Raw genomic sequence first — 26,834 nt, forward strand, 5'->3', positions numbered from 1 at the left:
GGTCCACCAGTGCCCACCGAGACCGGCGACAACACCCCCCGGATCATGCACACGACAGGGGCAGTAAGTCATACCGGCCTCGGTGACCAGCGAGCCCTTGCCTCAGGGCCACGAAAAAGGTAACGGGTGGGGGGTGGTTAGGGCAGGGGGGTGTGGGTGGGGTCGACGCGTTCGGTGGGGGTGGGGGGTGGGGGTGGGGTGCCGGGGCCGAAGGGGTGGCCGCCCAGGGACTCGCGGTCGTGGGGGGTGAGCCAGTTCGACAGGTCGGGGCCGAGAGGCACCACGCCGGTCGGATTGATGTCCCGGTGCACCTCGTAGTAGTGCCGCTTGATGTGGTCGAAGTCGACCGTGTCGCCGAAGCCGGGAGTCTGGAACAGGTCCCGGGCGTACGCCCACAGCACCGGCATCTCGCTGAGCTTCTGCCGGTTGCACTTGAAGTGACCGTGGTAGACCGGGTCGAAGCGCACCAGCGTGGTGAACAACCGCACGTCGGCCTCGGTGATCGTGTCACCGACCAGGTACCGCTGCCCAGCAAGCCGCTCGCTGAGCCAGTCGAGCCGGTCGAACAGCCGGCCGTACGCCTTGTCGTACGCCTCCTGGCTCCCGGCGAAGCCGCACCGGTAGACGCCGTTGTTGACGTCGCGGAAGACCACCGCGTTGACCTCGTCGATCTCGGCGCGTAGGTGCTCCGGATACAGGTCCGGGGCACCGGGGCGGTGGTACGCGGTCCACTCGGTGGACAGGTCCAGGCTCATCTGGGCGTAGTCGTTGGTCACCACCTGCCCGGTCGGCACGTCCACCATGGCCGGCACGGTGATCCCGCGCGGGTAGTCGGGGTAGCGGGCGAAGTACGCCTCCTGGATGCGCTCGATGCCGAGCACCGGGTCCCGCCCGCCGGGGTCGAGATCGAAGGTCCAGCTCCGGGCGTCGTGGGTCGGCCCGGCGACCGCCATCGAGATCGCCTCCTCCAGCCCCAGCAGGCGGCGCACGATGATCAGTCGATTCGCCCAGGGACAGGCGCGGCTGACCACCAGGCGGTAGCGACCCGGCTCGACCGGATAGCCGTCCCGCCCGTCGGCGGTGATCCGGGTGGTGATGTAGTTCTGGTCCCGCTTGAACTCGCCCGGCTCGACGTACTTCCCGCCGGTCTGCCTTTGGCCCGTGCCATTGTCCGCCGTCATCGCCTCGCTCCTCGCCCCGTGCCGGCTGCCGTTCGGGTCCCATCATGGCTGACGCTACGCCCGCCGGCCCGGCAAGCAGCGTTGGTGACCGAGCCGGAAGCGGCGATCAGGCGGCCTGGGCGGCGAAGGCGAGCACGACCAGGGCACCGTTGCTCACCACATGGGCCAGGATCGGCACCCAGAGGTTCCGGTACCGGTGCAGCAGCCAGGCGAAGACCAGCCCGGCGAAGAACACGCCCGCGGAGGGGCGGGGTCGCGGCCGAGATCGACCTACGGAGTGCGGCGAGCGCGTTGGCCGCCCTCCTGGACGGGTTGACCGTCCGGCTGCTCTGCAACGCGCTCGGCTCCGCCGAGGCCACCGCGCTGATCGACGCCCACCTCGCCGGCCTGTCCCGAGCCGCGGCACCCGCCGGGCCGCCGCGCTGACCGGCGGAACCGGTTCAGAGGTACCTGGGGGTCAGTCGGGCCACCGACAGGTTCACCGGGAACGGCTCACCGGTGTCGACGAACTTGGTCCACCGTCCGGTCTCGGTGTAGACCTCGTGCACCGGATCGATCCGGTGCGTGTGTACGACGAGACCGGCCGGATCGGTCTCGATCCGCCAGTAGTAGGGGATGCCGGCCTGGGCGTAGAGCGCCGGCTTGAGCACCCGGTCGATCGAGCGGCTGGTCGGCGAGACGATCTCGACGGCGAGCACCACCTCGTGCGGCTCGTACCGCGCGGGCCGGCGTTCCGCCGCCGGTGCGGTGATGACCAGGACGTCCGGGATGAAGGACCGGGTGCGGTTGATCCGCACCTCGACGCCCTGGGTCACCTCGTACTCGTCCGGGCATTCCGCTTCGAGCGCGACCATGAGTCGCATGGCGATGGTCTGGTGGGCGGCGGTGGGGGAGGGGGGTACGAGCAGCACTCCATCGAGCAGTTCGCGGCGGCGGCCGTCGTCGGGCAGGGCGTCGAGGTCGTCGGTCGTCCACTCGCCCGACGGCGGTAGATCGTCGTGCAGCGCGGCGGTCATTCGACGGGTCCTTTCCGATGCGTCGTTCTCCCCGTGGTCACGGTACTGCCGACAGGGCCCGGGTCGTGGTCGCGCGCGCCGTGCACACAGGGCAGGATGGTCGACATGAGCGAGCGTCAGCGAGCGAATCATCGGGTCAGCGCGGTGGTGCCTCGTGACGACACGGAGCGCAGCGGAGTGTCGGCATGAGCGAACGGGGCGAGGCGGCGGGCGTGCCCGGCAGCGGCTTGGCCAAGGGGCTGGCCGTCACGTTGAAGACGATGACGAGGCGCTCGACCACCCAGCAGTACCCGGACGTTGCCCCCGATCTGCCGCCCCGCTCACGCGGGGTGATCGCGTTGCTCGAGGAGAACTGCACGGTCTGCATGCTCTGCGCCCGCGAGTGTCCGGACTGGTGCATCTACATCGACTCGCACAAGGAGGAGGTGGCGGTGCCGGGCGCGGCCCGTCCCCGGCAGCGCAACGTGCTCGACCGGTTCGACATCGACTTCTCGCTCTGCATGTACTGCGGCATCTGCGTCGAGGTCTGCCCTTTCGACGCGCTCTACTGGTCGCCGGAGTTCGAGTACGCCGAGTACGACATCAAGGACCTGCTGCACGACAAGGATCACCTGGGCGAGTGGATGGCCACCGTACCGCCGCCGCCCGCGCACGACCGCAACGGCGAGCCGGCCAAGGAGGAGACCGCCGCCGCGCGCAAGGCCGCGCTCCCCGCCGCCCCCGCCGCCCGCCCGACCACCCCGGCGGTACGCCCCGAACGCCCCGCCCTGCGCCGAGCCGAGTCCCCTGGCGGCACGCCTGCCAGCGGCGGTGACGAGGAAGGTACGCCCGCGTGACCGGCGTGGACGCGCTGCTGCTCGCCCTCGGCGCGGTGGCCGTCGGCGCGGGCGTGCTGGTGGTGGCGACGCGGCATCTGGTCCGCGCCGGGCTCTACCTGGTGGTCTGCCTCGTCGCTCTGGCCGGCATGTATCTCGTGCTCACCGCCGAACTGGTGACCTGGGTGCAGGTGCTGATCTACGTCGGCGCGGTCGTGGTGCTGCTGCTGTTCGCCGTGATGCTGACCCGTGCGCCGATCGGCGCCTCGGACGATCTGGACCGTCCGGGTTGGCCGGCCGCCCTGATCGGCGGCGGGGTCGGACTGGGCCTGGCGGCGCTGCTGGTCGACGCGTACCGCTGGACGAGGGTGGAACTGCCCCGGGCGGGCACCGCCGAACGCATCGGTGAGCAGGTTTTCGGTGCCTGGGTGCTGCCGTTCGAACTGCTCTCGGTGCTGCTGCTGGCGGCACTGGTCGGCGCCGTCGTGCTGTCCCGCCCCGACATCGGCCAGCGCCCGGCGACGGACACCTCAAAGGGTGCGCGGGGGCCGCTGCGGTGAGACCGGTCATCCCGTACGTCACCGCCGCCCTGCTCTTCGGCCTCGGCGTCTACGGCGTGCTGCGCCGACGCAACGCGGTGCTGGTGCTGATGGCAATCGAGCTGATGCTCAACGCGGTGAACCTCATCCTGGTCACCGCCGACACCACGGCGAAGGCGCTGCTGCCGCACGGCGGGCAGGTCTTCGCGCTCTTCGTGATCGTTCTGGCCGCCGCCGAGGTCGGGGTCGGGCTGGCGATCGTGCTTCAGCTCTACCGGATGCGGGCCAGCATCGCCGTCGACGAGGTGCCGCTGACCGAGCGCCGCGCCGACGAACCGGTCCCGGCGGTCGCCGGCGCGATCGGGGAAACCACCGTCACCGCAGTGGCCGGGCCGCCGGAGGGGGAGCGGTGAACACGACCGCGCTGTTGGGTGCGCTGCTGCCGGTCGTACCGCTGGCCGCCGCTCTGGTCGGTCTGCTGCTGCCGTTCGCCCGCCGGCGGGTCGCCATCGGTCTCGGCGTGGCCGGCGCGGCCGGTGCCCTCGCCCTGGCGGTGGCCCTGCTGGTCACCCTGGTCGACCCGGTGGAGGCGTCGACCACCTGGATCCGGTTCGGCGGGCTCACCGTCACCCTCGGGGTACGCCTCGACGGCGCCGCCGCGCTGGTCGCGGTCGCGGTCGCCGCGGTCGCGTTGGCCGTGCAGGTCTACTCCACCGGTTACCTCGAGCGCGGCCCGCACGACGACGTGGACGTCGACCGCCGCTACCCGCCGTACGCGGCGCAGATCAGTCTCTTCACCGCTGCGATGCTGCTGGTGGTGGTCTCCGGGGACCTGATCCTGCTGCTGGTCGGCTGGGAGGTGATGGGGATCTGCTCGTACCTGCTGATCGCCCACGACCGGCGGCTGTCGGAGGCGCCGGCCGCAGCGGTGAAGGCGTTCCTGGTGACCCGGGTCGGCGACGTCGGTTTCCTGCTCGGCATCGCGCTGCTCGGTGTCTCGGCGGGCAGTTTTCGGATCGCCGACGTGCTCGCCCACGACCACAGCATCGCCACCCGCACCGCCGCCGGCCTGCTGCTGCTGGCCGGGGTGGCCGGCAAGAGCGCCCAGTTCCCGCTGCACACCTGGCTGCCGGACGCGATGGCCGGCCCCACTCCGATCTCCGCGCTGATCCACGCTGCGACCATGGTGGCCGCCGGCGTGTACGCGGTCACCCGGCTCTGGCCGCTCTTCGCGGCGACTCCCACCGTGCTGGCGGTGCTCGGGGTGATGGCCTCGGTGTCCCTGCTGCTCGGCGCGCTCGCCGCCACCGCGCAGGACGACATCAAGCGGGTGCTCGCCTGGTCCACGGTCTCCCAGATCGGCTACATGACCGGGGCGCTCGCCGTCGGCTCCCCGCCCGCCGCGCTGTTCCACCTGCTCACCCACGCGGCCTTCAAGGCGCTGCTCTTCCTCGCCGTCGGTGCGGTGATCCACGCCGTCGGCACGGCGTCGATGTCCCGGATGGGCGGGCTGCGGCACAGCATGCCGGTCACCTTCTGGTGCATGGTGATCGGGCTGGGCGCGCTGGCCGGCGTACCGCCGCTGTCCGGCTTCTGGAGCAAGGAGGGTGTGCTCGCCGCCGCCGAGGACGCCCTGCTCGGTGGCGGTCCGGCCCCGGCATGGGTCGGTTGGCTGGTGTTCCTCACCGGGCTGGTCGGGGTCGCGATCACCGCCTGGTACGCCACCCGGCTGCTGCTGCGTACCTTCCTCGGCGCCGCCCGCGACCCGCTGGCCACGCCGCACGATCCGCCGGGGGTGCTGCGCTGGCCGGTGCTGCTGCTCGCCGTTCCCGCCGCGCTGCTCGGCCTGGCCGGGTTCTCGCCGTGGTTCGCCGGCCGGCTGCTGTCGACTGCGGCCGGTGAGCTGGGGGCACCGAGGCTGGTGCACGTCGGGCCGCTGATGGTGCTGCCGCTGGCGCTGCTGCTGCTCGGGGCCGCACTGGCCTGGGCCGGCTGGCGGCGGGACACCGCTGCCGATCCGGCGGCGGCGCTCGGTCCGCTGCGGCCGGTCTTCGCCCGCGCGTTCCGCCTCGACGACGTCCAGCACGCCCTGGTGGTACGCCCGACCACCGCACTCGGCCGGGCGACGCGCGCCGTCGACGAGCGGGTGGTGGACGGGGCGGTGACCGGGACCGGGCGAGGTGCCCGCGCCCTCGGCGGTGGGCTCGGTGCCCTGCACCGGGCGGCGCTGCCCCGCGCCGCCGCCGCGCTGCTCGCTGGCGTCCTGCTGATCGGGCTGGCCACCGCACTGATCGGAGCCACCTCATGAGGCACGGCAGACCGGCAGCGGGTAGGACCGGAGGGGTGGCATGAGTTTCGGGCAGTTCCTGCTGGTCGCGGTGCTCGCGGTACCGGCCCTCGGTGCCCTGGCGGTGGCGGCCACGCCGCGCGACCGGGCCGCCCGGGTGATCGGCACGGTCGCCGCCGCGCTGACCCTGGTCGCGGCGCTCGCGTTGGTCGCCGATCGGGCCGGTGCCTGGACGGCCTACGGGCCGACCCCGCCGGCCGTACGCCCCTGGCACTCGCTCGACCTGCCCTGGGTGCCGGGGCTGGACCTGCGGTTCCACCTCGGGGTGGACGGCATCTCCTGGCCCCTGGTGGTGCTGACCGCCCTGCTCACGCTGCTCTGCTGCGGCTACAGCCTGTGGCGGGTGCCGGCCGGCGGCAGCGGTCGGGCCCTGGTGGCGCTGCTGCTGGTGGTCGAGGTCGGCATCCTCGGCACCTTCCTCGCCCTGGACCTGGTGCTCTTCTTCCTCTTCTTCGAGGTCGTCCTGCTGCCGATGTACGCGATCATCGTCGGCTGGGGCGGCGAAGGCAGCGACGCGGCGGCGGTCGACGCGCGCCGGCGGGCGGGGCGCAAGTTCGCCCTCTACACCCTCTTCGGCTCGGTGCTGCTGCTGGTCGGGGTCTACGTCGTGGTGGCCGCCGCCGGCACCGCCGACATCGTCGCGCTGACCGGTGGCGCCGGGCTGTCCCGGGGCACCCAGCTCGCCGCGTTCGTGCTGCTCGCGCTCGCCTTCGCGGTGAAGAGCCCGCTCTGGCCGCTGCACTCCTGGCTGCCGGACGCGCACACCCAGGCCCCCACCGTCGGCAGCGTGCTGCTCGCCGGGGTGCTGCTCAAGATGGGCACGTACGGCCTGATCCGGGTCGCCGTCGGGGTGGCCCCCGCCGGTGCCCGCTGGGCGGCACCGGTGCTCGGCGTGCTCGCCGTCGCGGCCATCCTGGTCGGTTCGCTGGTCTGCCTGGCCCAGACCGAGTTGAAGCGGCTGATCGCGTACTCCAGCGTGGGGCACATGGGCTTCGTGCTGCTCGGGATCGCCACGCTGACCGCCACCGGCATCCAGGCGGCGCTGATCGGCAACGTCGCGCACGGCATCATCACCGGCCTGCTCTTCTTCCTGGCCGGTGCGATCAAGGACCGGACCCGCACCGGCGCGCTCGGCGAGCTGTCCGGGTTGCGGGATGTCGCGCCCCGGCTGTCCGGGCTGCTCGCCTTCGCGGCGATCGCCTCGCTGGCCCTGCCCGGACTGGCCGGCTTCTGGGGTGAGGCGTTCGCCGTGGTGGCCGCCATCGAGTCCGGCGGCCCGTTCTGGACCACCCTGGCGGTGCTGGCCGCGTTCGGCGGCGCGCTGACGGCGGCGTACCTGCTCCGGCTGCTGCGTCGGGTGACCCACGGCCGGCCGAGCCCGGCCGTCGCCGCGTTGCGGCCGGGTCTGCCCGGCGACCCGGCGGTCGTCGGGCAGCCGTCGGAGTCGGCCGGACACCCGGCGGTCGTCGGGCAACGGTCGGGGCTGGCCGGCGCCGAGTTGGCCGCCTGGGCGCCGCTGGTGCTGCTCGCGCTGGCCGTCGGGCTGGCGCCGGCCCTGGTGCTCGGCGTGGCCGAGGCGCCGGTGAACGCCCTGATGGAGGTGCTGCGATGACCGGGGTGGGCGTGAGCATGGCGCAGAGCGTCGACAGCGTGGCGCTGCTGCCGGCGTACCTGGCCGCCGGGACCGCCGTACTGGCGCTCCTGGTCGACCTGCTGCTGGCCCGGCCGGCGGCCACCGTGGCCACGGCGGCCACCGGTGCGGTCGCCACTGCGGTCGGGGCGGCGGTCGTCGGTGCCGGTGCCGAGCGCCGCACCTTTTGCGTCGGCCCCGACTGCTCGTACGTCTTCGGTGGCCGGGCGGCGCTGGTCGCCGCGTTGGTGGCGCTGCTGGCCCTCGGGGTGCTGGCGCTGTCCGGGCCGCTGCTGCGGGCCGGCAGAACCCCGGTGGGGGAGTTCTGCTTCCTGCTCGCCTGCTCGATGACCGGCGGTGTGGTGCTCGGTGCGGCCGGCGACCTGATCACCCTGATCGTGGCGCTGGAGACCCTCACCCTGCCGCTGTACATCCTGGTCGGGCTGCGCCGGGGCAGCCTGGCCAGCGCCGAGGCGGCGTTGACCTTCTTCGTGGTCAGCGTGGTGGCCACCACGCTGACCCTGCTGGGTGCCGCGCTGCTCTACGCGGTCACCGGCGGGCTGCACCTGGATCGGCTGGGCGTGGCGCTGGCGGACCGCTCGGAACTGCTCGACCTGCCGCTGACCGGGGTCGCCGTGACGGTGCTGGTGGCGGGGCTGGCGTTCAAGGTGGCGGCGGTGCCGTTCCACGCCTGGGCCCCGGCCACGTACGACGGGGCGCCGCTGCCGGTGGCCGCGTACCTGTCGACCGCGTCGAAGCTCGGCGGCGTGGTCGCCCTGCTGGCCGTCGTACAGCTCGCGCTGCCGCAGGGGGTGACCGGGCCGGTGCTGGCCCTGGTCGCCGCGCTGACCATGACCGTGGGCAACCTGGTGGCGCTGCGCCAGCGGCGTACCGTGCGGCTGCTGGCGTGGTCCTCGGTGGCCCAGGCCGGCTACATCCTCGCCCCGCTCGGTGCCCTGGCCCTGGCCGACGCCGACGCCCGCACCGGCGCGTACGCCGCCGCCCTGGCGTACGCCGTCTTCTTCGTGCTGCTGGAGTTGGCGGCCTTCGCGGGTGTGGTGGCCCTGCGCCCGGCCGGCGCGGACGGCGGCCGCCTGGACGAGCTGCGGGGCGCCGCCCGCCGGCATCCGTGGATCGGCGCCGCCCTCGCGTTCGCGCTGGTCGGGCTGGCCGGCCTGCCGCCCGCCCTGGCCGGACTCTTCGCCAAGGTGGCGGTGGTCCGGTCGTTGCTCGACGGCGGTGCCGGCTGGCTGGCCCTGGTGGTGGCGGTGAACGCGGTCATCGGTCTGGCCTACTACCTCCGCTTCGCCGCGCTGCTGTACGCCCCGACCGGCGACGCGGTGACCCCCCTCGCCCGGCCGGCCCGCGCGGTCGCCGGGGCGCTGGCGGTGGCCACCGTGCTGGCCGTGATCGTCGGCTTCGCGCCGCAGTTGGTGCTCGATCTTGCCGGGAGTTGAGCGACTGTCGCTCAGGTAACTCTCAGTCATGAGACGGATGGTTGACGGGTACCGGTGTGTTGTACCGGTCAGCGGATCCTGGCATCCGTGCACCGAAGGAGTGATCGTGCACCACAACCGTCTCAAGACCGCCGCACTGCTCGGCCTGCTCACCTCGTTGATCCTGGCGGTGGGCTACTGGTTCGGTGGCAGTGGCGGACTGGTCATCGCCGTACTCGTGTCGCTGGTGATGAACGGCGTCACCTACTTCTACTCCGACAAACTGGCACTTCGCGCGATGCGGGCGCAACCGGTCAGCGAGGCGCAGTTCCCCGAGCTGTACCACATGGTGCGGGAGTTGGCCGCCGAGGCCCGGCAGCCGATGCCCCGCCTCTACGTCAGCCCGACCGCCCAGCCCAACGCGTTCGCCACCGGGCGCAACCCGCAGCATGCCGCGGTCTGCGTCACCCAGGGCATCGTCGAGCTGCTCGACTACCGCGAGCTGCGGGGCGTGATCGGGCACGAGCTGTCACACGTCTACAACCGGGACATCCTCATCTCCAGCGTGGCGGCCGGTCTGGCCGGCATCATCACCATGCTGGCGAACCTCGCCCTGTTCATCCCGTTGGGCGGCGGCGACGAGGACGGCCCGAACCCGCTCGTGCTGCTGCTGACCATCATCCTGGGGCCGATCGCCGCGTCCGTCATCCAGTTGGCGATCAGCCGGAGCCGTGAGTTCCAGGCGGACGCCTCGGGCGCCGAGCTGACCCGTGACCCGCTGGCCCTGGCCAGCGCCCTGCGGAAGATCCACATGGGGGCTCAGCGCCGGCCGCTGCCGGCCGAGGGTCAGCTCACCAGCACCGCCCACCTGATGATCGCCAACCCGTTCAGGGGCGGCGGCGTGGCCGCGCTCTTCGCCACCCACCCGCCGATGGAACAGCGCGTCGCCCGCCTGGAGCAGATGGCCCACCAGACGGGCCCGGTCCGCTACCAGCGCTAACCCACCCCACCCCACCCCACCCGCCCCACCCGAGCCCGCGTTGATCATGAGGTTAGCGGCACTTTGAAGATCGAATACTGCCGCTAACCTCATGATCAACAATGCTTGTCGGGTGGGGCGTTAGGGTTCGGACAGCTCTCGCTCATTACATTTCTGGAGGTCGCTCGTGGCTGGGCTGCGCCGTTACCTGGCCGTCTGGCAGCTTCCGGGCGCACCGATGCTGCTGGTGACCGGCATCATCGGCCGGCTCGGCATCGGCATGACGCCGCTGGCGCTGCTGCTCGTGGTGGAACAGGTCACCGGGCGGTATTCACTCGCCGCCCTGGCCGGTGGCGCCTACGCCCTCTCCGGAGCCGCGCTCAGCCCGGTGGCCGGCCGGATCGCCGACCGGATCGGTCCCACCCCGGTGCTGCTCGCCACCGCGGTCGCGCACCCGCTGGCCCTGGTCGGGCTGCTCTGGTCGGCGCGCTCCGACACCGCACCCTTCGCCGCCGTCCTGGTGGCCGCGGCGCTGGCCGGCGGGTCGTACCCGCCGATGACCGCCGCGATCCGGGGCGCCTGGAACGACCTCACCAGCGTCACCTCCGGCCGGTACCACCTGCGCAACACCGCGCTCGCCGCGGAGACCACCCTGTTCGAGATCGTCTTCGTGCTCGGCCCCCTACTCGTGGCCGGGTTCGTCCTGTTCGCCGACGCCGGCGCGGCACTGATCGGCGCGGCGGTGGTGACCCTGGTCGGCACCGTGGCGGTGGCGCTCGGCCGGACCATGCGCGGGTGGCAGCCGCACCCCGGCGAGCACCGCACGCGGGGGCTGGGACCGCTGCGGGTGCCCGGCTTCTCGGCGCTGCTGCTTTGCGTGGCCAGCCTCGGCATCGCCTTCGGGGTGGCCGGGGTGACCGTCCCGGCCTTCGCCACCCGCTACACCCCGGACGACCCGGACAGCCTCGCCGGCCTGCTCCTGGCCGTCTGGGGGATCGGTAGCGCCGTCGGCGGCTTCTGGTTCGGGGTACGGCGACCGGCCCGCAACATGACCCGCCAGTTCTCCTGGCTGCTCGCCGGGCTCGCGGGCAGCTTCGCCGTCTTCGCTTTGATGCCCACGCCGGGTGCGCTCGGCGTGGCGCTGATCATCGGCGGGGCCACCATCGCCCCGGCGCTGACCCTGGAGAACACCCTGGTCGGTCGGATCTCGCCGCCCGGCATGCTGAACGAGGCGTACACCTGGGTGGTGACCATGTCGGTCGGCGCCAGCGCCGCCGGCGGCGCGACCGCCGGGCTGATCATCGATCACGGCGGTGGCGTGCCCTGGGCCTTCCTCTTCGCCGGTGCGGCGGTCGCCGTCGGGGCCGGGGTCGCTGCCCTGCCCGCCGGCCCCATCGCCCGCGCGGAGGCCGCCACCGTACGCGTCGAAGTCCCGACCCCGGTCTGACCGCGCGCCGGGCGGGTATACCGGCACGGTGTTCCTCTTCTTCTCGAACCGGCTGGGCTGCCTGGCCTCGATCCTGATCAGCGCGATCGCGACCGTGGTGCTCCTGCTGATCTTCGGTCGCTGACCAGGGGCGCATAGCGCGTCGACGAGCGCGTCGGCGTACTCGGAGGTGAATGTTGCCCCCGCCCGGCCCGCCGCCAGCCCTTCGTGGTGGCCAGCGGCGCGGGCAGAGCCTTACTTGTAGTTGGTGAACTGGAGGGCGACGTCGAAGTCCTCCGCCTTGAGCAGCGCGATGACGGCCTGGAGGTCATCCTTCTTCTTGCCGGTCACGCGCAGTTGGTCGCCCTGGATCTGGGCCTGGACGCCCTTGGGGCCCTCGTCGCGGATCTTCTTGCTGATCGCCTTGGCCTTCTCCTGGTCGATGCCCTGCACCACCTTGGCATCGATCTTGAAAATCTTGCCCGACGACCGAGGGTCGCCCGCGTCCAGCGACTTCAGCGAGATGTTGCGCTTGATCAGCTTCTCCTTGAACACCTCCAGCGCGGCCCGTACGCGCTCCTCCGTCTCGGCCTGGACGCTGATCGCCTCCTCGCCCGACCAGGAGATCTCCGCGCCGGTCCCCCGAAAGTCGAACCGCGTCGTGAGCTCCTTCTCCGCCTGACGAAGAGCGTTGTCGACCTCCTGGCGGTCGACCTTGCTCACGATGTCGAACGACGGGTTCGCTGCCATGCTCATGCTCCTGCTGTCCGGCTGGTTTGGGATCCTTTGCCCCTGATGACCAGGGGTACGACACCCTGACGGTACCCGGTTGCGACGGTGGCGGGGGAAGCCGCTATTCTTGCTTCGCTGCCGCGCCGCCGGTGCGGTGGTACGCCCTGGCGGGTTGCCCGAGCGGCCAATGGGAGCGGACTGTAAATCCGTCGCGAAAGCTACAGAGGTTCGAATCCTCTACCCGCCACCAGGTGCGACAACGGCCCCTGACCAGCAGGAATGCTGATCGGGGGCCGTTCTCGTTGATCTAGCTCGGTCCGGCTGAGTCCAGCCCGTTGCGACGCGTTGTGGGCATATCGCGGTGGCGGTGGTCAGCAGCAACTCGTTGGTCGGCTACGCGAATCGGCCGGCGAAGGTAGACGCCTTCCGGCTCGCCAGGACTGGCGCGGTGGTCACCAGCATGGGCGAGATAGCTACAGCGCTGATCGACCTGGTCGGCGGCTGAGGTCAGGTTGCCTACTTCACCATCCGCATCGGCTGATCCGTCAAGGCGCTGTAGCCGAGAACAACCAAGAACACGAGACCGACCGCAGCGAAAGCTACGCCAATCACCCGTTCCAGCAGGATGAAGCGTGCTGGACGCTCATTGTGCGTGACATCTGGTAGCCAGCCCCAACGCGGAACTCGCCGGAGCGCGCTCGCGGTGAACATCGACCGGTGCACGTGCCTCTCCGCCACGCCGCGAAAGTTGGTGGCGAGGGCGACGCCTACGAAGCACATAGTCACGCTCATCGCGACACCCGCTAGGAAGCGCCAGGTCTCCATCTGACCCCCTCCCCGATGTGGTTACCGGATCTTAGTTGCCGGATCCTGGTCGCATCCGTGTCACCGTGTCGGGGCGTTTGTGCTGGTCAAAGGCCGGTGCTTGGCGCTCTGTAAATCCGTCGCGCGGAAGCTACACAGGTTCGAATCCTTCACCCGCCACCAAGTGCGAAGAATGGCCCCTCTGGGTTGGCTCGGGCTCCTGCCGATGGTGCCTGCGTTCGCGGGGAGCCTTTTGGTTGCTGTCCTGGATGGACGCCAGCATGGAAACCCGCGTCGCGCTGTTCGGGCCGATCTTCGTCGGGCTGTCCGGGCTGGTAACAGCGCCGCTGGGGCTGGCTGCTCAACAGCACCCGGACCCCCCAGGGCCGTGTCTGGCACGACCGCCACACCCTCTACAACGACCCGCTGCAGTACGCCTCCGGTCTACGCCATCCCGGCGCTCATTGAGGGGTTGTGGGCGCAGATCGTAAGCGGGTCGATTCTGTCCTTTGAGTGCTCCTCTGGGCTGCGTCTGCTGGTCGTTGCGACGGAGGTCGAGGGGCGGAAGGCCCACAATCTGCCCCAAATGAGGCTTTCCTCGACACGTTCGCTGAGGGCGAGGTGGCCGGGAGTGAAGAAGAGTCGTGCCGCGCCGTGACGCCGTGGTCGCTCTGACCGTTATCCCCCAGAGATGGGACTCGTTCTATAACGTAGGGGTTGTACGTGGGCTACAGTGGGGGCGCAGGTGAGTGGCGAATCGACTTGACCGACGAGGTTGACGAGTGGCTCGTCCGCCTGGGTAAGGAAGACCAAGACTCCGCCGACCAGGTAGCTGCCGCCATCGACATCCTCGCCAGGGAAGGCCCGACCTTGGGTCGCCCTCTGGTCGACCGAGTCAAGGGTTCGGACTACAAGAACATGAAGGAGCTCCGGCCCGGCTCCTCGGGTGGCACCGAGATCCGCATCCTGTTCGCCTTCGATCCGCTCCGGACAGCCATCCTGCTGGTGGCAGGGAACAAAGCCGGCAACTGGAAGGGCTGGTATGAGACCAAGATCCTTGAGGCTGACAGTCTCTTCGCCAAACACCTTCGATCGATGAAGGGACAACGCTGATGGCGCGCAGTTGGCGGGAGACCCGATCCCGCATGAACCTCGACGAGGCCAAGGTTGCCGAGCACAAGGAACGAATGCTTGCCGAGGTCCGCGCCACCCGCCTGCGTGAGATGCGCGAGCGTCGCGGTCTGACTCAGCGGGAGGTTGCTGACCGCATGCACGTGTCCCAGCCGCGGGTTGCCGCGATTGAGAAGGGTGAAGTGCCAACGACTGAGGTCGGCACCATCGAGCGGTACGTCGCTGCTCTCGGTGGCAAGCTGGAGATCATCGCCGACTTTGACGGTGACCGGCTCGCGTTGAGCTGACTGCGCCCACAAGCAGGAGGGGCGCAATGATGAAAGCCTCCTGCTCGCGCGGCCTACTCGTGGTGGAACTCGGTGACTGTCAGCGTCTTGTCATCGTGACGCTTGCTGCGCGGCCATCGGTTGCCCTCAGGGTCTTCGGCTTCGGCGTCGTGGACCAGGTTCACGAGACCAGCGGGATCGGCCAAGGCCATCTCAACGGCCGTGTTCCAGTCCGGTGGCCGGCGGTAGCGGTCTACGCCGGCAGATACGCCGTCGGTCATCATCACGGCGGCGGCCACGTCGTCGCGCCTCCATCGGCCGCTGATCGCTTGGGCTGCTGCCTCGGGTGCCGCTTCGGCTATCCAGTACCCGCCCGGCCGGTTGCGGTGGCCGCGCTCGGCATCAACGAGGGTGCGCCACCGGTCGCGGTCGTCGAATCTGAACCCGCCGTCCGCATGCCCCGCTAGATGTTGGCGCTGGTGGCTGGCGACCTGGTGTAGTCGGTCATCGCGCACCTGGTGTAGCTCACCGTCACGAGCCAGCACGACGACGGGACTGTCGCCAAGGACCAAAACGTCGACCACCTCGTCGTTCCAGCGGGCGATGCTGACGGTGGTTGAGGGAGCCGCGCCCGGTTGCAGCTCGTATCGTTCGGCGACGGATGTGATGGCGTCGGCGAGGATTCGGCGTAGGTCGTCGTGGCGGTGGTCGAGGAGCTGAGCGAGTTCACGGCCGAGCGTGTCGGCCAGCCAGCCTCCGTTGCGCTCGCCGGCCTCTGGCTGCGATGCGCCGTCGAGCACCACAACGGCGTTTGCGATGGTGAAGACGCGATCCTCGCTGGGGCGATCCGGGCAAGGGCGCTCTGCCGTACGGATGGTCGCTAGTCGTGCGTTCGTGGCGGGCACAGGAGTTGGCTCCTTGTCACCGTTTCGCCGTCGTGATCGCTGGCGACGACCATCGAGAACGGGCGTGTACCGACCTGGGCGTAGAGGTCGGGAAGGTTCTGGGCCAAATAGTCGACGGCGCCGACCGAACCGAGCGCATGGACACCTGCAATCACAAGCAAGTTCTCGCCACCGGCCGGCAGTGAAGGTCGGCCGACGTACGCCACGTCAGACCACCGCTTCGCCTTCGTGTCATCCATGGGTGACTCGTAAACCCGGCTGCCGTCACGCTCGCGGATAGTCCAGTTTCCGGACTCGTCGGGCTCGAACGTGAGGAACGGGTCCTTGCTGATGGCTTCGGCCGCCACTGGTGAGGATTTCGGACCACAGATGGCGACGGCATCGCTGCTCGGCTGCCAGTGACCGTCAGGCGGGATGCGAAACTGCTCCACCTGGAAGGACAGGTCGGTGAGCAGCCGGGTAAGCCGCTCGGCGGCCCGGGTGTCCTCGGACGAGATGACCGGCAGCGCGCGGCCGGGGATCTCTCGCAACGGCAGCGCGACGGTTACCGGACCGACGCCGAAGAAGACTCGCTCTGCGGGTGGTGCCGTCTGCCGTATCTGGGTGATTCGGCCACGGGTGAGCCCCAACTCGGCCGCGATGGCGCTGTAGGAGATGCCGCCTTCGGACGCCGCCCGGTTGATCGCTTCCTTGCGGAGCCGTGCGAGTTCTACCGATCGCTGCTGGTACAGCGCGATGAGTTCGCTGGCGAGCTTCGCCTGGCGCAGCGGATCAGTCTCGCTGCGAACTCGTTCGAACTGGCTGGCAGGCTCCATGCGGGAAGTTTAGGCCCCCTTGACAGTGCTGATGTGACCGCTAATCTGTTTATACCCCCTAAGCGCCTTTGTTGTCGACTACCTCTCGCGTTTAGGGGCCTAAGCGAGGGCCTAGGCGCGCCGAGCCCTCGAATCGGGTCGGTGGCTGACTCGTTCCCCCTGGTCGGCCACCGCCCTCGAATTTGGAGGTGCGCATGCCTGGCTGTTGGAAAACTGAGGGAGATCGGCGGTGGGCGCGGTGAGCACGACGAGCAAACCGGTGCATCCGGACTGGTGTGTGCCGGATCGGTGTGGGCATCTGGTGCCGCCGGTGATGGCGCACATGCGGCGGCGGCATCGGGGCGTACTGCTGAAGGTCGGTGAGGTGCGCCCGTCCGGGACGGTGTTGTCGTACCTGATCGGGTCCGATGGCCAGGCTCCGAGCGTGACGGTGCACGTGGCCTGCCGGGCGGGCGTCGCCTGGGCTGAGCTTTCGCTACCGCAGGCCGGTCAGTTGGTCGAGCAGTTGCGGTCGTTGTTGGGGCAGGTCGGCTGCGAGGGAGGACGCGAGCATGGGGAGGGCTGACGAGCCGGCCGGCGCCCGGCGCGCCACGGCGGGGATCGACGCTGCCTGTCCTGACTGGTGTCGGGGCTGCGGGCCGGACGATCCGATGCATCGGGGGCTGCTCGCCACGGTCGGCACCGAGCGCGGCGGCTGGGTGAGTGTGCAACTGCTTCTGGACCGGTTCCGCCGCCGCGAACCGGTCGTCAAGGTCGACGCGACCCGCTCCGGGGCCACCGAGTCGGTGCTGCTCTCGCCTGTTCAGCTCGACCGGCTGATCTACGAGTTGACCTACGTCCGCTGGCGGGTGATGACCAAGGGGCGACCCCTGGAGGGACGCTACGACCGCGACTGAGCAGCCGTCACTCCTGCGGCGTGGCCTCGTGGCCGGGCAGTCCGGGGGTACGCCGCCGCTGCTTCATCTCCGCCTCGTAGATGTGCCGCCGGCCGCCGGCCAGCTCCTCCCGGGCGTACCGCTCGATCTCCTGGAAGGCCGCGTAGTAGCCGTCGTCGAACTCCTCCACGATCTGGAAGGTCCAGCGGCCGGGTAGCACGTTGCGACCCAGCAGCTCGTGTTCGACGCGGTCGGCGACGGCGTGGTGCCCGGCCTCGCGGAGGAGCTGCACCACCCGGTCGAGGGTGAGGTCCGCACCGCCGACGAGTTGGTGCGCGGAGTAGAGGTGCCCGCGGACCCGGTGGATGGTCTCCAGGGCCTTGCTCAGTTCACCCAGTGCCTCGACCGTGGTGTCGTCGACACCGTCCGGGCGGGAGTGCTCGTCGTCCACCCTGCTGCCGTGCGCCATGCCCGCTCAATACCCGCGGTCGTCCGGCGTACGCGGCTCAACCGGGTGACCGGACGCCGAGCGAGGTCGCAGCGGAGAAAACTGCGGTGTCCGCTAGATCCGCTACGGCAGGTAAGGCTGTAATGGGCAGTTGGGGTTTTCTTTCGGCCTGACCAGCGGCCTTTTCGGCCCGACCACCGGCTTGCTTCGGCTGACCTGCCCGGACGTACACCAGTGAGCTACGTACGTGCCACGGGCGGCGACGACCGGGCCGACATCCGCCCGTGAACTTTCCACCGGCCAAGCCACTGTGGCACCATCGGGGGACCCCATACCGTTTGCGATCACCAATCAGGAGCACTTATGTCTGCTCTACGTCTGGGCCGGTTGCTCGGCTCCTTTTTGCTGGTCTCCAGCCTGGTAGTCGCGGCCGGTGCCGTCGCGGAGCTCGAATTCAGGACGTCGGGCATGGACTGGGCCATCTCCGTGCTGGGCTCGCTGGTGCCCTGACGGGCGAGCCCCGCGCTCGGCCATCTGAACCGACGAGGGGAACCATGACGTCTCGTCCCCGTTCCACTCATCGGCGAACGGAATACGCCTGGCTCATCACCGGGCCCTTGGCGCTCTGCGCGGTGCTCGTCTGTCTGCTGCTCGGCCTGATGGCCGATCCCGCCCTGGGAAGACTGCCGGTCACCCTGCTGCTCACCGTGGCCATGGCCGCCGCCGCCGTACCGACCATCAACGTGGTCATCCGACGACAGGCGTTCCTGGTCTTTCCCACCGAGATCCCCCTCGTCGTCGCGTTGTTCGCGCTTCCGCCGCTGTCGGTGGTGCTGGCGTACACCGTGGCCTCGCTCGTGATCCAACTGCGGCGCAAGCTGCTGCCGGTGAAGCTCTGGTTCAACGTGGCCGGCGCCGCGGCGGCGACCTCGCTGGCCACATTGGTCTACACCGTCCTGCGGGAAAAGCCCGGGGACGTCGGACCGGGGACGTGGGGGGTCCTGCTCGCCGCCATCAGCGTCCACGCCGTGGTCCAGCTCGCGGCCATGGCCGGGGTGTTCACCGTCGTGCAGAGCTGGCAGGCCGGGCGGGAGCTGATCCGCGCCGGCGGCCCGCCGATGCTGCTCGGGGTCGTGATCAACCTCTCGATCGGCTTGCTGATCATCATCTCGCTGGACAGCACCCAGTGGGCCATCCTGATCTTCGCCGGGCTGGCTGTGGCGTTCGCGCTGGTCTACCACTCGTACGCGCAGTTCCTCCGGCAGCACCGCACGCTCAGCGAGATGTACGAGCTGACCAAGGCGATCACCGAGAGCGGGTCGGACGGGAACCTGATCGACGCGTTGCTGGTGCGGATCCGGAGCCTGATGCAGGCGGAATCCGCCACCCTCTGGGTGCCCGCACAGGGCCGCCACCCGGAGGTGCTGTTGACCGCCCAGGAGGGTAAGCCGGGGCTGTTGGACTCCACGCCGACTCCGGCGGAGCTGCGCGAGGCCGCGTTGGTTCGGCAGGAGACGGTGGCGGTGAGTCACCGGCTCGGCGGTGACTCCGCGTTGCGCGAGGTGCTGGAGCCGACGAAGGTCAAGGACGTGATCGTGGTGCCGCTGCGCTCCGGCAAGGCGGTCATCGGCACCCTTGAGGTCGCCAACCGGCTCGGCGACACCAACTCCTTCGGCACCCCGGACGTCACGGTCTTCGAGACCGTGGCGGCGCACGCCGCGGTGGCGCTGGAGAATTCCCGCCTGGTCGACCGGCTGCGGCACGACGCGTACCACGACGGCCTCACCAAGCTGCCCAACCGGCGGCGGATCCTCGGTGCGCTGGCCGAGGCGGTCCGGATCCGCGCCCCGGGCGAGGTGGTCGCGCTGCTGCTCTTCGACGTCGACCGGCTGCGTCAGGTCAACGAGTCCCTCGGGCACGCGGCGGGGGACAAAGTCCTGGTCGAGGTCGCCGACCGGCTGCGTGGCTGCGCACCATCGGCCGCGCTGGTCGGCCGGGTCGGCGGTGACGAGTTCCTGGTGACCCTGCGGTTGGAGAGCGTCGAGGCGGCGGTGGAGCTCGCCGGCCAGTTGCGGGAGCAGATCCGCGACGAGATGGCCTTCGACGCCCTGACGCTGGACGTGGACACCGCCGTCGGGGTCGTCGTCCACCCGGATCACGGCAGCGACGCGGCCACCCTGCTCCAACGGGTGGACGCGGCGGCGGCTGTGGCGAAGTCGGTCCCGGGAAGCGTGCAGTTGTACAGCCCCACGCTGGAGTCCCGCTCGCTGCGCCGGCTCGGGCTCGCCGGTGATCTGCGCACCGCCTTCGACGACGGTGAGCTGGAGGTCTACTACCAGCCCAAGGTGACGTTGCGGGACCGCCGGCTGGTCGGCGTGGAGTGTCTGGCCCGCTGGGAGCATCCGACGCAGGGCGCCGTCACCCCGGAGGACTTCGTCGCAGTGGCCGAGCACACCGGTCAGCTGGACCGGCTCACCGAGTTCGTGCTCCGGGAAGGGCTGCGGCGCAGCCGCGACTGGGCGCTCGGGGGCCACGCGCTCGCCGTCGCGGTCAACCTCTCCGCGCGTACGCTCATCGACCCGCACTTCCCCGACCGGGTACGCGAACTGCTGAACGAGTACGACGTCCCGGCGCAGCTGCTGACGCTGGAGATCACCGAGGCCGGGGTGCTGGACGGCACGGACCGCCCGATCCCGACCCTGCGCCGCCTGCGGGACCTCGGCGTACGGCTGTCCGTGGACGACTTCGGCACCGGCAACTCCTCCCTGGCCCACCTGCGCCGGTTGCCGGTGAACGAGGTCAAGGTCGACCGGTCGTTCGTGCAGGGCATGGCGACCGACCCGGGCGACCTGGCGATCGTCAACGCCGTGGTCACCCTCTCCCAGCAGTTCGGTCTGGCGGTGGTGGCCGAGGGCGTGGAGAGCGAGTTGACCCTGGAACTGCTCCAGGACATCGGGTGTGAGATCGGCCAGGGGTTCCTGTTCAGCCGCCCCCTGCCGTACGAGCGGCTGGAGGCTTGGTTCGGTGCCCAGGTCGACCCCGAGACGATCTCCAACAGCGAGCTTCCGCGCCTCCGCGTAGTGCCCTGAGCTTGGCGTACGCCGCCTCGCCGGATCCGATTTCACCAGCGCGGCATGGCCGTGTACTCTTACCTCTGCGCGACCACCGAGTGATCGCACAGGCCCCCTTAGCTCAGTCGGCAGAGCGTCTCCATGGTAAGGAGAAGGTCTACGGTTCGATTCCGTAAGGGGGCTCAGAGGGTCCGGCTGGGCCCACCACGGCGGTGTAGCTCAGATGGCAGAGCAAGCGGCTCATAATCGCTGTGTCGCCGGTTCAAGTCCGGCCACCGCTACTCTCCGTCCGCCGGGTTCCCGGTGGTCGTAGGACGGGCGCCCCAGGCGCCCACTTTGCGTGTCCGCTCAGGCGGCGCATAAGCTGTAGCGCCGTAGTTGTATCCGTTAACGAGGAAGGCACTCCGCCGTGGCGAAGGCGACCGATGTCCGGCCGAAGATCACTTTGGCGTGTGTGGAGTGCAAGGAGCGCAACTACATCACGCGCAAGAACCGCCGCAACGACCCGGACCGCATCGAGCTGAAGAAGTTCTGCCCCCGGGACGGGCGGCACACGATTCACCGCGAGACCCGCTGACCCTGTCCGGGCCGAGTCGGCCCGGCTCCAGGCGTACCCACGATCGCCGATCCGCCACGGTCGGCGCGGCCCGTTCGGGTCTGCGCTGACCGCACGGATCGGCGATCGTCCTTTACGTGTAGGTTCGCGGCATGTCCCTGGACCACTCCTTCGTCGGCCGGAGCTATCCGCCGACCGCCCCCTACCAGGTGGGCCGCGAGAAGATCCGTGAGTTCGCGACGGCGATCGGGGCCACCGATCCCGCCCACCACGACCCGGAGGCCGCCCGCGCGCTTGGGCACCCGGACGTGGTCGCGCCGCCGACCTTCCCGATGGTGCTCACCATGGCCGCCAACCGACAGCTCATCGAGGACCCGGACCTCGGGCTCGACTACAGCCGGGTCGTCCACGGCGACCAGCGGTTCGCCTACACCCGTCCGGTGGTGGCCGGCGACGAGCTGGTCTGTGTCAACACCGTCGAGGACGTCACCAGCCGCGGCGGCCATGACTTCGTGACCACCCGGACCGACGTCAACACGACCGCCGGCGAGCCGGTGGTCACCGCCTGGATGAAGCTCGTCGTACGCGGGGAGGCCTGACGTGGAACTGCCCACCCAGACGTTTCGGGTGACCCGGGCGGACCTGGTCCGCTACGCCGGCGCCTCGGGGGACTTCAACCCGATCCACTGGAGTGACCGGTTCGCCACCAAGGTCGGCCTGCCCGGAGTGATCGCCCACGGCATGTTCACCATGGCGCTGGTCGGCCGGGCGCTCACCGCCTGGGCCGGCAGCGCCGACGCGGTGGTCGAATTCGGCGTCCGGTTCACCCGCCCGGTGGTCGTGCCCGACGACGACGAGGGCACCGAGATCGTGGTGAGTGCGGTGGTCCGCGAGGTGGCCGAGTCGGGGCTGACCAGGCTCGACATCACCGCGACCTGCCATGGCGAGAAGGTGCTTTCGCAGGCGCGGGCCACCCTGCGAACGACACGCTGACCGGCACCGGACGACGTGATCGGTAGACCGGTTGGGAAAGTCGGGTCGGTACCCGTACACTGGTCCGCCGTGGGGCATGTGATTCCTACCAGGCCGGGTGGCCTGGTGGGATGAGCGTTGCCGCACAGGGGTGTAGCTCAATTGGCAGAGCAGCGGTCTCCAAAACCGCAGGCTGCAGGTTCAAGTCCTGTCACCCCTGCGCCTCAGGCCTGACCGTTCCGTGGGTCGCGCCGCCGTTTCGGTGGCGTCCGGCCCGTGGTGGTGGCATCGGCGGGGAGGTTCCGAGGCATCGGGCCTTCCGGTTGATCCGCCGGCCGCGGCCCGTCCCGGGACGGTTGGTCCGGCCGGCGTGACCAAGCGCCGCGCACGTGCACCGCGTGCGACCCGACATCCCGCGACGGAGGGCGAAGTGGCCGACAACAAGCGGCACGGCGAGGACGCCGACGACGACCGCCTGAATGACGAGGTCGTCAGTGACGGCGCCGACGACGAGGCCACCGACGCGGACGAGCCGGTATCCCGGGGCGGCACCGCCACCCGTGAGCGGGCCAAGGCGGAGTCCGCCGACAGCCGGTCGAAGACGCGTACCGATGCCGACAAGGTCGGGCTGTTCGGTCGTGTCGCGCGTTTCATCCGCGAGGTCGTGGCCGAACTGCGTAAGGTCATCTGGCCGACGCGCAAGGAGCTGTTGACCTACACGACCGTGGTGATCGCGTTCGTCACGGTGATGCTGACGATCGTGGCCGTCTTCGACTTCGCCTTCGCCAAGGGTGTGTTGTGGGTCTTCGGCAACCCCAGCTGACCGGCTGACTGTGCCGATAGTGACGGAAGTGAGCAAGCGTGCCTGAGTACGACGAGACCGCCGAGACCCCGGACGAGCAGTCCACGGTGGCGACGGCGGCTGCTGACGAGTCGGTCGAGGCCGCCAGCGAGCCGGAGTTCGCCGAGACCGAGCCAGCGCCAGACGAGGGCTTCGACCCGATCGCGGAACTGCGGCAGAAGCTGCGGTACGCGCCGGGCGACTGGTACGTGGTGCACTCGTACGCCGGCTACGAGAACAAGGTCAAGACCAACCTCGAGACCCGGATCACGTCCCTCGACATGGAGGACTACATCTACCAGGTCGAGGTGCCGACCCGGGAAGAGGTCGAGGTCAAGAACGGCAAGCGGTCCCAGGTGCAGGCCAAGGTCTTCCCGGGCTACATCCTGGTCCGGATGGAGCTGATCCCCGAGTCCTACTCCTGCGTCCGCAACACCCCCGGAGTCACCGGCTTCGTGGGTGCCACGGACCGGGCCGACCGCCCCGCGCCGCTGAGTCTCGACGAGGTGCTCAAGTGGCTGGCGCCGACCGTGGAGTCCGAGAAGAAGAAGGCCAAGCCCGAGATCAAGGTCCTCGACTTCGAGGTCGGCGACTCGGTGACGGTCACCGACGGCGCCTTCGCCTCGCTGCCGGCGACGATCAGCGAGATCAACGCCGACCAGCAGAAGCTCAAGGTGCTCGTGTCGATCTTCGGCCGTGAGACGCCGGTGGAGCTGAACTTCAACCAGGTCGCGAAGATCTGATCCACTGACCGGCTGGCGGCGGCCCGGGCCATTGCCAGCGGTGCGCTATGTCCGGTTCGTCCGTCCAGCCGGCCCTCCGTGGGCGGACGCATCCAGGGCTGCGCTACCCTGAAACGTCGCCGCCGCCGTCCCGCGCTGACCGTGCGCGCCCCGACGGCGGCGTCGGCGCGAACATTTCCCAGTTCCAAGCAGCCCCAGGAAGAGACATGCCTCCGAAGAAGAAGAAGCTCGTCAAGACGTTCACGCTTCAGCTGCCGGCGGGCCAGGCCACTCCGGCGCCGCCGGTCGGCCCCGCGCTCGGTCAGCACGGCTTGAACATCATGGAGTTCTGCAAGTCGTACAACGCGCAGACCGAGTCGCAGCGGGGCGACATCGTCCCCGCCGAGATCAGCGTGTACGAGGACCGCACCTTCACCTTCGTGCTGAAGACCCCGCCGGCCGCCCAGTTGCTGATCAAGGCCGCCGGTGTGCAGAAGGGCTCGGGCGTCCCGCACACCGATAAGGTCGGCTCGTTGACCCGTGCCCAGCTGCGCGAGATCGCCGAGAAGAAGATGCCCGACCTCAACGCCAACGACGTGGAGCAGGCTGAGAAGATCATCTCCGGCACCGCCCGGTCGATGGGTCTGAACATCACCGACTGACCTCGGCCAGCACCGACCCGTACGGATCGTGGGAGGGCGCGCGAGCACCGCGGCCCGCCATAGACCACAGGAGTAGACAGAACATGCAGCGCAGCAAGAGCTACCGCAAGGCCGCCGAGGTCATCGACCGGTCCAAGCTCTACAGCCCCGCCGAGGCCGTCAAGCTGGCCAAGGAGACGACCACCATCAAGTTCGACGCCACGGTCGAGGTCGCGATGCGCCTCGGCGTCGACCCCCGCAAGGCGGACCAGATGGTCCGTGGCACGGTCAACCTGCCGCACGGCACCGGCAAGACCGCCCGCGTGATCGTCTTCGCCGCTGGCGCGAAGGCCGAGGAGGCCGTCGCCGCCGGTGCGGACGAGGTGGGCACCGACGAACTGGTCGCCCGGATCCAGGGTGGCTGGCTGGAGTTCGACGCGGCGATCGCCACGCCGGACCAGATGGCCAAGATCGGCCGGATCGCGCGGATCCTGGGCCCGCGCGGTCTCATGCCGAACCCGAAGACCGGCACGGTGACCATGGACGTCACCAAGGCGGTGTCCGACATCAAGGGCGGAAAGATCACCTTCCGGGTGGACAAGCACTCGAACCTGCACCTGATCATCGGTAAGGCCTCGTTCTCCGAGACTCAGCTGGTCGACAACTACGCGGCCGTCCTCGACGAGGTGCTCCGCGCCAAGCCGTCGGCGGCGAAGGGCAAGTACCTCAAGAAGATCACCCTCGCCACCACCATGGGCCCGGGTGTCCCGGTCGACCCGAACATGGTGAAGAACCTCCGGGAGGCCTCGGCCGAGAGCTGAGCACCCCGACCGTTGAGGGGCCCCGCCACATCGTGGCGGGGCCCCTCAACGCACCGCCTGCCCCCACCCGAGCCCTCCGGTTGATCATGAGGTTGGCGGCGCTCTCGATCTCCAAAACTGCCGCTAACCTCATGATCGACGGACTGGGTCGGTGAAGGGCAAGCGGGTCGGCGGCTGCAGGGTGACCAGGCGCACGGGGGGGGGATTTGGCGGGCTCGGGAGGGATGGCGTAATCTTTTGGCGTCGCACATCTTGTTGTGCGTGAAGTTTCACCCAGAGACCGCTGGTCACCGTGCCTCGGCACGGTCGAAGGTCCCGCGATGACGGGCGACCCGCGCAGGGCGGCAAGCGAACATCGGCAGCATCCCGTGGTCCGCCGACCGTGGTGATCGCCGCCGGCCTCGCCCCGTGCGCCCTGCGCCGGGGCTTTTCTGTTGCCGCGATTCCTCCGCTTCCGTCGCAGTCACTCGCCTGCGACGGTGACCAGCCTCGAAGCAACGAGAGAGGAGGGACATGGCGGACAAGCCGATCCGGGCCGACAAGGCCTCGGCCGTCGCCGAGCTGACCGAGAGCTTTCGCGCCGCTGGTGCCACCGTGCTGACCGAGTACCGCGGTCTGACGGTTTCCCAGCTAACCCAGCTGCGGCGCTCGCTCGGTAAGGAGACCACCTACACGGTCGCCAAGAACACGCTGGCCAAGCGTGCCGCGGTGGACGCAGGCATCTCCGGCCTCGACGAGCTGTTCACCGGTCCTACCGCGCTGACGTTCGTTTCGGGCGACGTCGTCGAGGCGGCGAAGGGGCTTCGCGACTTCGCGAAGGCCAACCCGAAGCTCGTCATCAAGGGTGGTGTCTTCGAGGGCAAGGCCATTTCCGCGGCCGAGGTCACGAAGCTCGCCGACCTGGAGTCCCGCGAGGTGCTGCTGGCCAAGCTGGCCGGTGCGATGAAGGGCAACCTGAGCAAGGCCGCGGCCCTGTTCCAGGCCCCGCTGTCGAAGACCGCCCGCCTGGCGGCCGCCCTGCAGGACAAGCGCGAGAAGGAAGGCGCCGAGGCGGCCTGAGGCCGTACGGCGCGCCCACGTACTTAGGTAAACCTTTTAGGAAAGGACGCCAGACATGGCGAAGCTCAGCACCGACGAGCTGCTCGACGCGTTCAAGGAGATGACGCTGATCGAGCTCTCCGAGTTCGTGAAGCAGTTCGAGGAGACCTTCGAGGTCACCGCGGCCGCGCCGGTCGCCGTGGCCGCGGGTGGCCCGGCCGCCGGTGGCGCCGCCGCCGAGGCCGAGCCGGAGAAGGACGAGTTCGACGTCGTCCTCGACGCCGACGGTGGCAAGAAGATCCAGGTCATCAAGGTCGTCCGTGAGCTGACCGGCCTGGGCCTCAAGGAGGCCAAGGACCTGGTCGAGGCGGCTCCGAAGGCGGTCCTGGAGAAGGTCAACAAGGAGACCGCGGACAAGGCCAAGGCCAAGCTGGAGGGCGAGGGCGCCAAGGTCACCCTCAAGTGATCTGAGCCTCACCTGGCCGTCCCGGCTCACCAGAGCAGGGGCACACCGCGTCGCGGCGGGCGGCGATCCGACACTGGGGATCGCCGTCCGCCGTGCTCGTGGAGCTGCCGCGACTGTGCGAGCGTGGGCAGGTCCGCGAGGTCGGGCACCCGCGTGCACCGACGGGACCGACCGCGGTGCCGCCGGCGCGAAAAGCACCGGATGGCGATGCCGCCCTTGACGCGGCCCCGGGCAGCCAGGCACGCTGGCATCAGCAAGACCTTCCGCGCTTGCGACGGCCACTGCGTGGGTAGTTTCAGCGGCAGCACCACCAGCCGCGGATGCCCGAGCAGCCCGACGGGAACGTTGCGTTCCGAGCGGT

The 26,834-nt window shown here is 69.9% G+C and carries 32 protein-coding genes, 4 tRNA genes and 1 pseudogene; 29 read left to right on the forward strand and 8 right to left on the reverse strand.

Going from position 1 to position 26,834, the window contains the following annotated elements:
* Positions 1-137: 137 nt before the first annotated feature.
* The gene (locus IEY61_RS19155) at positions 138-1,181 is read right to left on the reverse strand and encodes a glutathione S-transferase family protein (protein ID WP_189046287.1); all 1,044 of its coding nucleotides are present in this window, start codon (positions 1,179-1,181) and stop codon (positions 138-140) included.
* A gap of 106 nt (positions 1,182-1,287) precedes the next feature.
* On the reverse strand, positions 1,288-1,416 hold the full coding sequence (locus tag IEY61_RS19160) for a CPBP family glutamic-type intramembrane protease (protein WP_229706057.1): 129 nt from the start codon (positions 1,414-1,416) through the stop codon (positions 1,288-1,290).
* A 29-nt stretch (positions 1,417-1,445) separates the two neighbouring features.
* Here IEY61_RS19160 and IEY61_RS31285 point away from each other — a divergent pair, with 29 nt between their 5' ends.
* Positions 1,446-1,607 (forward strand): hypothetical protein, encoded by a 162-nt coding sequence (locus tag IEY61_RS31285; protein ID WP_229706102.1) that lies wholly within the window; start codon positions 1,446-1,448, stop codon positions 1,605-1,607.
* A gap of 14 nt (positions 1,608-1,621) precedes the next feature.
* On the opposite strand, the gene IEY61_RS19165 is transcribed toward IEY61_RS31285, so the two are convergent.
* A complete protein-coding gene (locus tag IEY61_RS19165) occupies positions 1,622-2,197 on the reverse strand; it encodes a Uma2 family endonuclease (protein WP_189046289.1) in 576 nt (191 codons plus the stop codon).
* A gap of 185 nt (positions 2,198-2,382) precedes the next feature.
* Between IEY61_RS19165 and IEY61_RS19170 the strand changes: the two genes are divergently transcribed.
* From IEY61_RS19170 to IEY61_RS19205, 8 genes are all read left to right on the forward strand, one after another.
* The gene (locus tag IEY61_RS19170; RefSeq protein ID WP_229706060.1) at positions 2,383-3,033 is read left to right on the forward strand and encodes a NuoI/complex I 23 kDa subunit family protein; all 651 of its coding nucleotides are present in this window, start codon (positions 2,383-2,385) and stop codon (positions 3,031-3,033) included.
* Positions 3,030-3,572 carry an NADH-quinone oxidoreductase subunit J family protein gene (locus tag IEY61_RS19175; RefSeq protein WP_189046291.1) on the forward strand — a complete coding sequence of 181 codons (543 nt, stop codon included), beginning with the start codon at positions 3,030-3,032 and terminating at the stop codon, positions 3,570-3,572. Before IEY61_RS19170 ends, IEY61_RS19175 begins: the two co-directional genes overlap by 4 nt.
* A complete protein-coding gene (nuoK, locus tag IEY61_RS19180; protein WP_189046293.1) occupies positions 3,569-3,964 on the forward strand; it encodes an NADH-quinone oxidoreductase subunit NuoK in 396 nt (131 codons plus the stop codon). Before IEY61_RS19175 ends, nuoK begins: the two co-directional genes overlap by 4 nt.
* Complete coding sequence (locus tag IEY61_RS19185) at positions 3,961-5,859, forward strand: NADH-quinone oxidoreductase subunit 5 family protein (protein ID WP_189046295.1); 1,899 nt, start codon at positions 3,961-3,963, stop codon at positions 5,857-5,859. The genes nuoK and IEY61_RS19185 overlap by 4 nt, the downstream gene beginning before the upstream one ends.
* Before the next feature lie 40 nt (positions 5,860-5,899).
* Positions 5,900-7,510 carry a complex I subunit 4 family protein gene (locus IEY61_RS19190; RefSeq protein WP_189046297.1) on the forward strand — a complete coding sequence of 537 codons (1,611 nt, stop codon included), beginning with the start codon at positions 5,900-5,902 and terminating at the stop codon, positions 7,508-7,510.
* An 11-nt stretch (positions 7,511-7,521) separates the two neighbouring features.
* A complete protein-coding gene (locus IEY61_RS19195) occupies positions 7,522-8,985 on the forward strand; it encodes an NADH-quinone oxidoreductase subunit N (protein ID WP_189046498.1) in 1,464 nt (487 codons plus the stop codon).
* A 106-nt stretch (positions 8,986-9,091) separates the two neighbouring features.
* Positions 9,092-9,964 carry a zinc metalloprotease HtpX gene (gene htpX, locus IEY61_RS19200; RefSeq protein WP_189046299.1) on the forward strand — a complete coding sequence of 291 codons (873 nt, stop codon included), beginning with the start codon at positions 9,092-9,094 and terminating at the stop codon, positions 9,962-9,964.
* A gap of 166 nt (positions 9,965-10,130) precedes the next feature.
* Entirely contained in the window at positions 10,131-11,390 is a 1,260-nt protein-coding gene (locus tag IEY61_RS19205; RefSeq protein ID WP_189046301.1) for an MFS transporter, read from the forward strand.
* Between the two features lie 234 nt (positions 11,391-11,624).
* On the opposite strand, the gene IEY61_RS19210 is transcribed toward IEY61_RS19205, so the two are convergent.
* A complete protein-coding gene (locus tag IEY61_RS19210) occupies positions 11,625-12,119 on the reverse strand; it encodes a YajQ family cyclic di-GMP-binding protein (protein ID WP_189046303.1) in 495 nt (164 codons plus the stop codon).
* Positions 12,120-12,267: 148 nt separating this feature from the next.
* Here IEY61_RS19210 and IEY61_RS19215 point away from each other — a divergent pair.
* Positions 12,268-12,351, forward strand: a tRNA-Tyr gene (locus tag IEY61_RS19215).
* A 135-nt stretch (positions 12,352-12,486) separates the two neighbouring features.
* Positions 12,487-12,606 (forward strand): annotated as a pseudogene (locus tag IEY61_RS19220) (haloacid dehalogenase); the annotation flags it as partial.
* An 11-nt stretch (positions 12,607-12,617) separates the two neighbouring features.
* Here IEY61_RS19220 and IEY61_RS19225 read toward each other — a convergent pair.
* Positions 12,618-12,926, reverse strand: coding sequence for a hypothetical protein (locus IEY61_RS19225; RefSeq protein ID WP_189046305.1), 309 nt, complete (start codon positions 12,924-12,926; stop codon positions 12,618-12,620).
* Between the two features lie 741 nt (positions 12,927-13,667).
* Here IEY61_RS19225 and IEY61_RS19230 point away from each other — a divergent pair.
* Together IEY61_RS19230 and IEY61_RS19235 are read left to right on the forward strand one after the other, a co-directional pair.
* A complete protein-coding gene (locus IEY61_RS19230) occupies positions 13,668-14,018 on the forward strand; it encodes a type II toxin-antitoxin system RelE/ParE family toxin (protein WP_229706062.1) in 351 nt (116 codons plus the stop codon).
* 32 nt (positions 14,019-14,050) lie between these two features.
* Positions 14,051-14,323, forward strand: coding sequence for a helix-turn-helix domain-containing protein (locus IEY61_RS19235; protein ID WP_229706064.1), 273 nt, complete (start codon positions 14,051-14,053; stop codon positions 14,321-14,323).
* 53 nt (positions 14,324-14,376) lie between these two features.
* Here the strand turns inward: IEY61_RS19235 and IEY61_RS19240 are convergent, their stop codons facing one another.
* Positions 14,377-15,207 (reverse strand): protein phosphatase 2C domain-containing protein, encoded by an 831-nt coding sequence (locus IEY61_RS19240; protein ID WP_189046309.1) that lies wholly within the window; start codon positions 15,205-15,207, stop codon positions 14,377-14,379.
* Positions 15,183-16,022 (reverse strand): hypothetical protein, encoded by an 840-nt coding sequence (locus IEY61_RS31290; RefSeq protein ID WP_229706066.1) that lies wholly within the window; start codon positions 16,020-16,022, stop codon positions 15,183-15,185. The genes IEY61_RS19240 and IEY61_RS31290 overlap by 25 nt, the downstream gene beginning before the upstream one ends.
* A gap of 238 nt (positions 16,023-16,260) precedes the next feature.
* On the opposite strand from IEY61_RS31290, the gene IEY61_RS19250 reads away from it, so the two are divergent.
* Both IEY61_RS19250 and IEY61_RS31295 read left to right on the forward strand, forming a co-directional pair.
* Positions 16,261-16,587, forward strand: a complete 327-nt coding sequence (locus tag IEY61_RS19250; protein ID WP_229706068.1) for a hypothetical protein — start codon at positions 16,261-16,263, stop codon at positions 16,585-16,587.
* On the forward strand, positions 16,574-16,918 hold the full coding sequence (locus IEY61_RS31295) for a hypothetical protein (protein WP_229706070.1): 345 nt from the start codon (positions 16,574-16,576) through the stop codon (positions 16,916-16,918). Before IEY61_RS19250 ends, IEY61_RS31295 begins: the two co-directional genes overlap by 14 nt.
* A 7-nt stretch (positions 16,919-16,925) precedes the next feature.
* Here the strand turns inward: IEY61_RS31295 and IEY61_RS19260 are convergent, their stop codons facing one another.
* The gene (locus IEY61_RS19260) at positions 16,926-17,366 is read right to left on the reverse strand and encodes a hypothetical protein (RefSeq protein WP_189046311.1); all 441 of its coding nucleotides are present in this window, start codon (positions 17,364-17,366) and stop codon (positions 16,926-16,928) included.
* Positions 17,367-17,708: 342 nt separating this feature from the next.
* Here IEY61_RS19260 and IEY61_RS19265 point away from each other — a divergent pair, with 342 nt between their 5' ends.
* The 14 genes from IEY61_RS19265 to rplL all read left to right on the forward strand — a co-directional run bounded on the left by IEY61_RS19265 (position 17,709) and on the right by rplL (position 26,473).
* A complete protein-coding gene (locus tag IEY61_RS19265) occupies positions 17,709-17,855 on the forward strand; it encodes a hypothetical protein (RefSeq protein ID WP_189046313.1) in 147 nt (48 codons plus the stop codon).
* Positions 17,856-17,899: 44 nt separating this feature from the next.
* Positions 17,900-20,434, forward strand: coding sequence for a putative bifunctional diguanylate cyclase/phosphodiesterase (locus IEY61_RS19270; RefSeq protein ID WP_189046315.1), 2,535 nt, complete (start codon positions 17,900-17,902; stop codon positions 20,432-20,434).
* A 92-nt stretch (positions 20,435-20,526) separates the two neighbouring features.
* A tRNA-Thr gene (locus IEY61_RS19275) sits at positions 20,527-20,599 on the forward strand.
* Positions 20,600-20,624: 25 nt separating this feature from the next.
* Positions 20,625-20,697, forward strand: a tRNA-Met gene (locus tag IEY61_RS19280).
* A 128-nt stretch (positions 20,698-20,825) separates the two neighbouring features.
* The gene (rpmG, locus tag IEY61_RS19285) at positions 20,826-20,993 is read left to right on the forward strand and encodes a 50S ribosomal protein L33 (RefSeq protein WP_012184342.1); all 168 of its coding nucleotides are present in this window, start codon (positions 20,826-20,828) and stop codon (positions 20,991-20,993) included.
* A gap of 131 nt (positions 20,994-21,124) precedes the next feature.
* On the forward strand, positions 21,125-21,571 hold the full coding sequence (locus IEY61_RS19290) for a MaoC family dehydratase N-terminal domain-containing protein (protein WP_189046317.1): 447 nt from the start codon (positions 21,125-21,127) through the stop codon (positions 21,569-21,571).
* Position 21,572: 1 nt separating this feature from the next.
* Entirely contained in the window at positions 21,573-21,965 is a 393-nt protein-coding gene (locus IEY61_RS19295; protein ID WP_189046319.1) for a MaoC family dehydratase, read from the forward strand.
* Between the two features lie 126 nt (positions 21,966-22,091).
* A tRNA-Trp gene (locus IEY61_RS19300) sits at positions 22,092-22,164 on the forward strand.
* Between the two features lie 210 nt (positions 22,165-22,374).
* Positions 22,375-22,767 (forward strand): preprotein translocase subunit SecE, encoded by a 393-nt coding sequence (gene secE, locus IEY61_RS19305; RefSeq protein ID WP_189046321.1) that lies wholly within the window; start codon positions 22,375-22,377, stop codon positions 22,765-22,767.
* Between the two features lie 38 nt (positions 22,768-22,805).
* A complete protein-coding gene (gene nusG, locus IEY61_RS19310) occupies positions 22,806-23,528 on the forward strand; it encodes a transcription termination/antitermination protein NusG (RefSeq protein WP_189046323.1) in 723 nt (240 codons plus the stop codon).
* Positions 23,529-23,734: 206 nt separating this feature from the next.
* Positions 23,735-24,169: a 50S ribosomal protein L11 gene (gene rplK / locus IEY61_RS19315; RefSeq protein WP_189046325.1), complete on the forward strand. Its 435-nt coding sequence runs from the start codon at positions 23,735-23,737 to the stop codon at positions 24,167-24,169.
* An 83-nt stretch (positions 24,170-24,252) separates the two neighbouring features.
* A complete protein-coding gene (gene rplA, locus IEY61_RS19320) occupies positions 24,253-24,969 on the forward strand; it encodes a 50S ribosomal protein L1 (RefSeq protein WP_189046327.1) in 717 nt (238 codons plus the stop codon).
* A 513-nt stretch (positions 24,970-25,482) separates the two neighbouring features.
* The gene (gene rplJ / locus IEY61_RS19325; protein WP_189046329.1) at positions 25,483-26,028 is read left to right on the forward strand and encodes a 50S ribosomal protein L10; all 546 of its coding nucleotides are present in this window, start codon (positions 25,483-25,485) and stop codon (positions 26,026-26,028) included.
* Positions 26,029-26,083: 55 nt separating this feature from the next.
* A complete protein-coding gene (gene rplL / locus IEY61_RS19330) occupies positions 26,084-26,473 on the forward strand; it encodes a 50S ribosomal protein L7/L12 (protein ID WP_189046332.1) in 390 nt (129 codons plus the stop codon).
* Positions 26,474-26,834: the final 361 nt, after the last annotated feature.

Origin of the sequence: Micromonospora sonchi (genome assembly GCF_014646235.1) — a bacterium.
GTDB lineage: Bacteria > Actinomycetota > Actinomycetes > Mycobacteriales > Micromonosporaceae > Micromonospora > Micromonospora sonchi.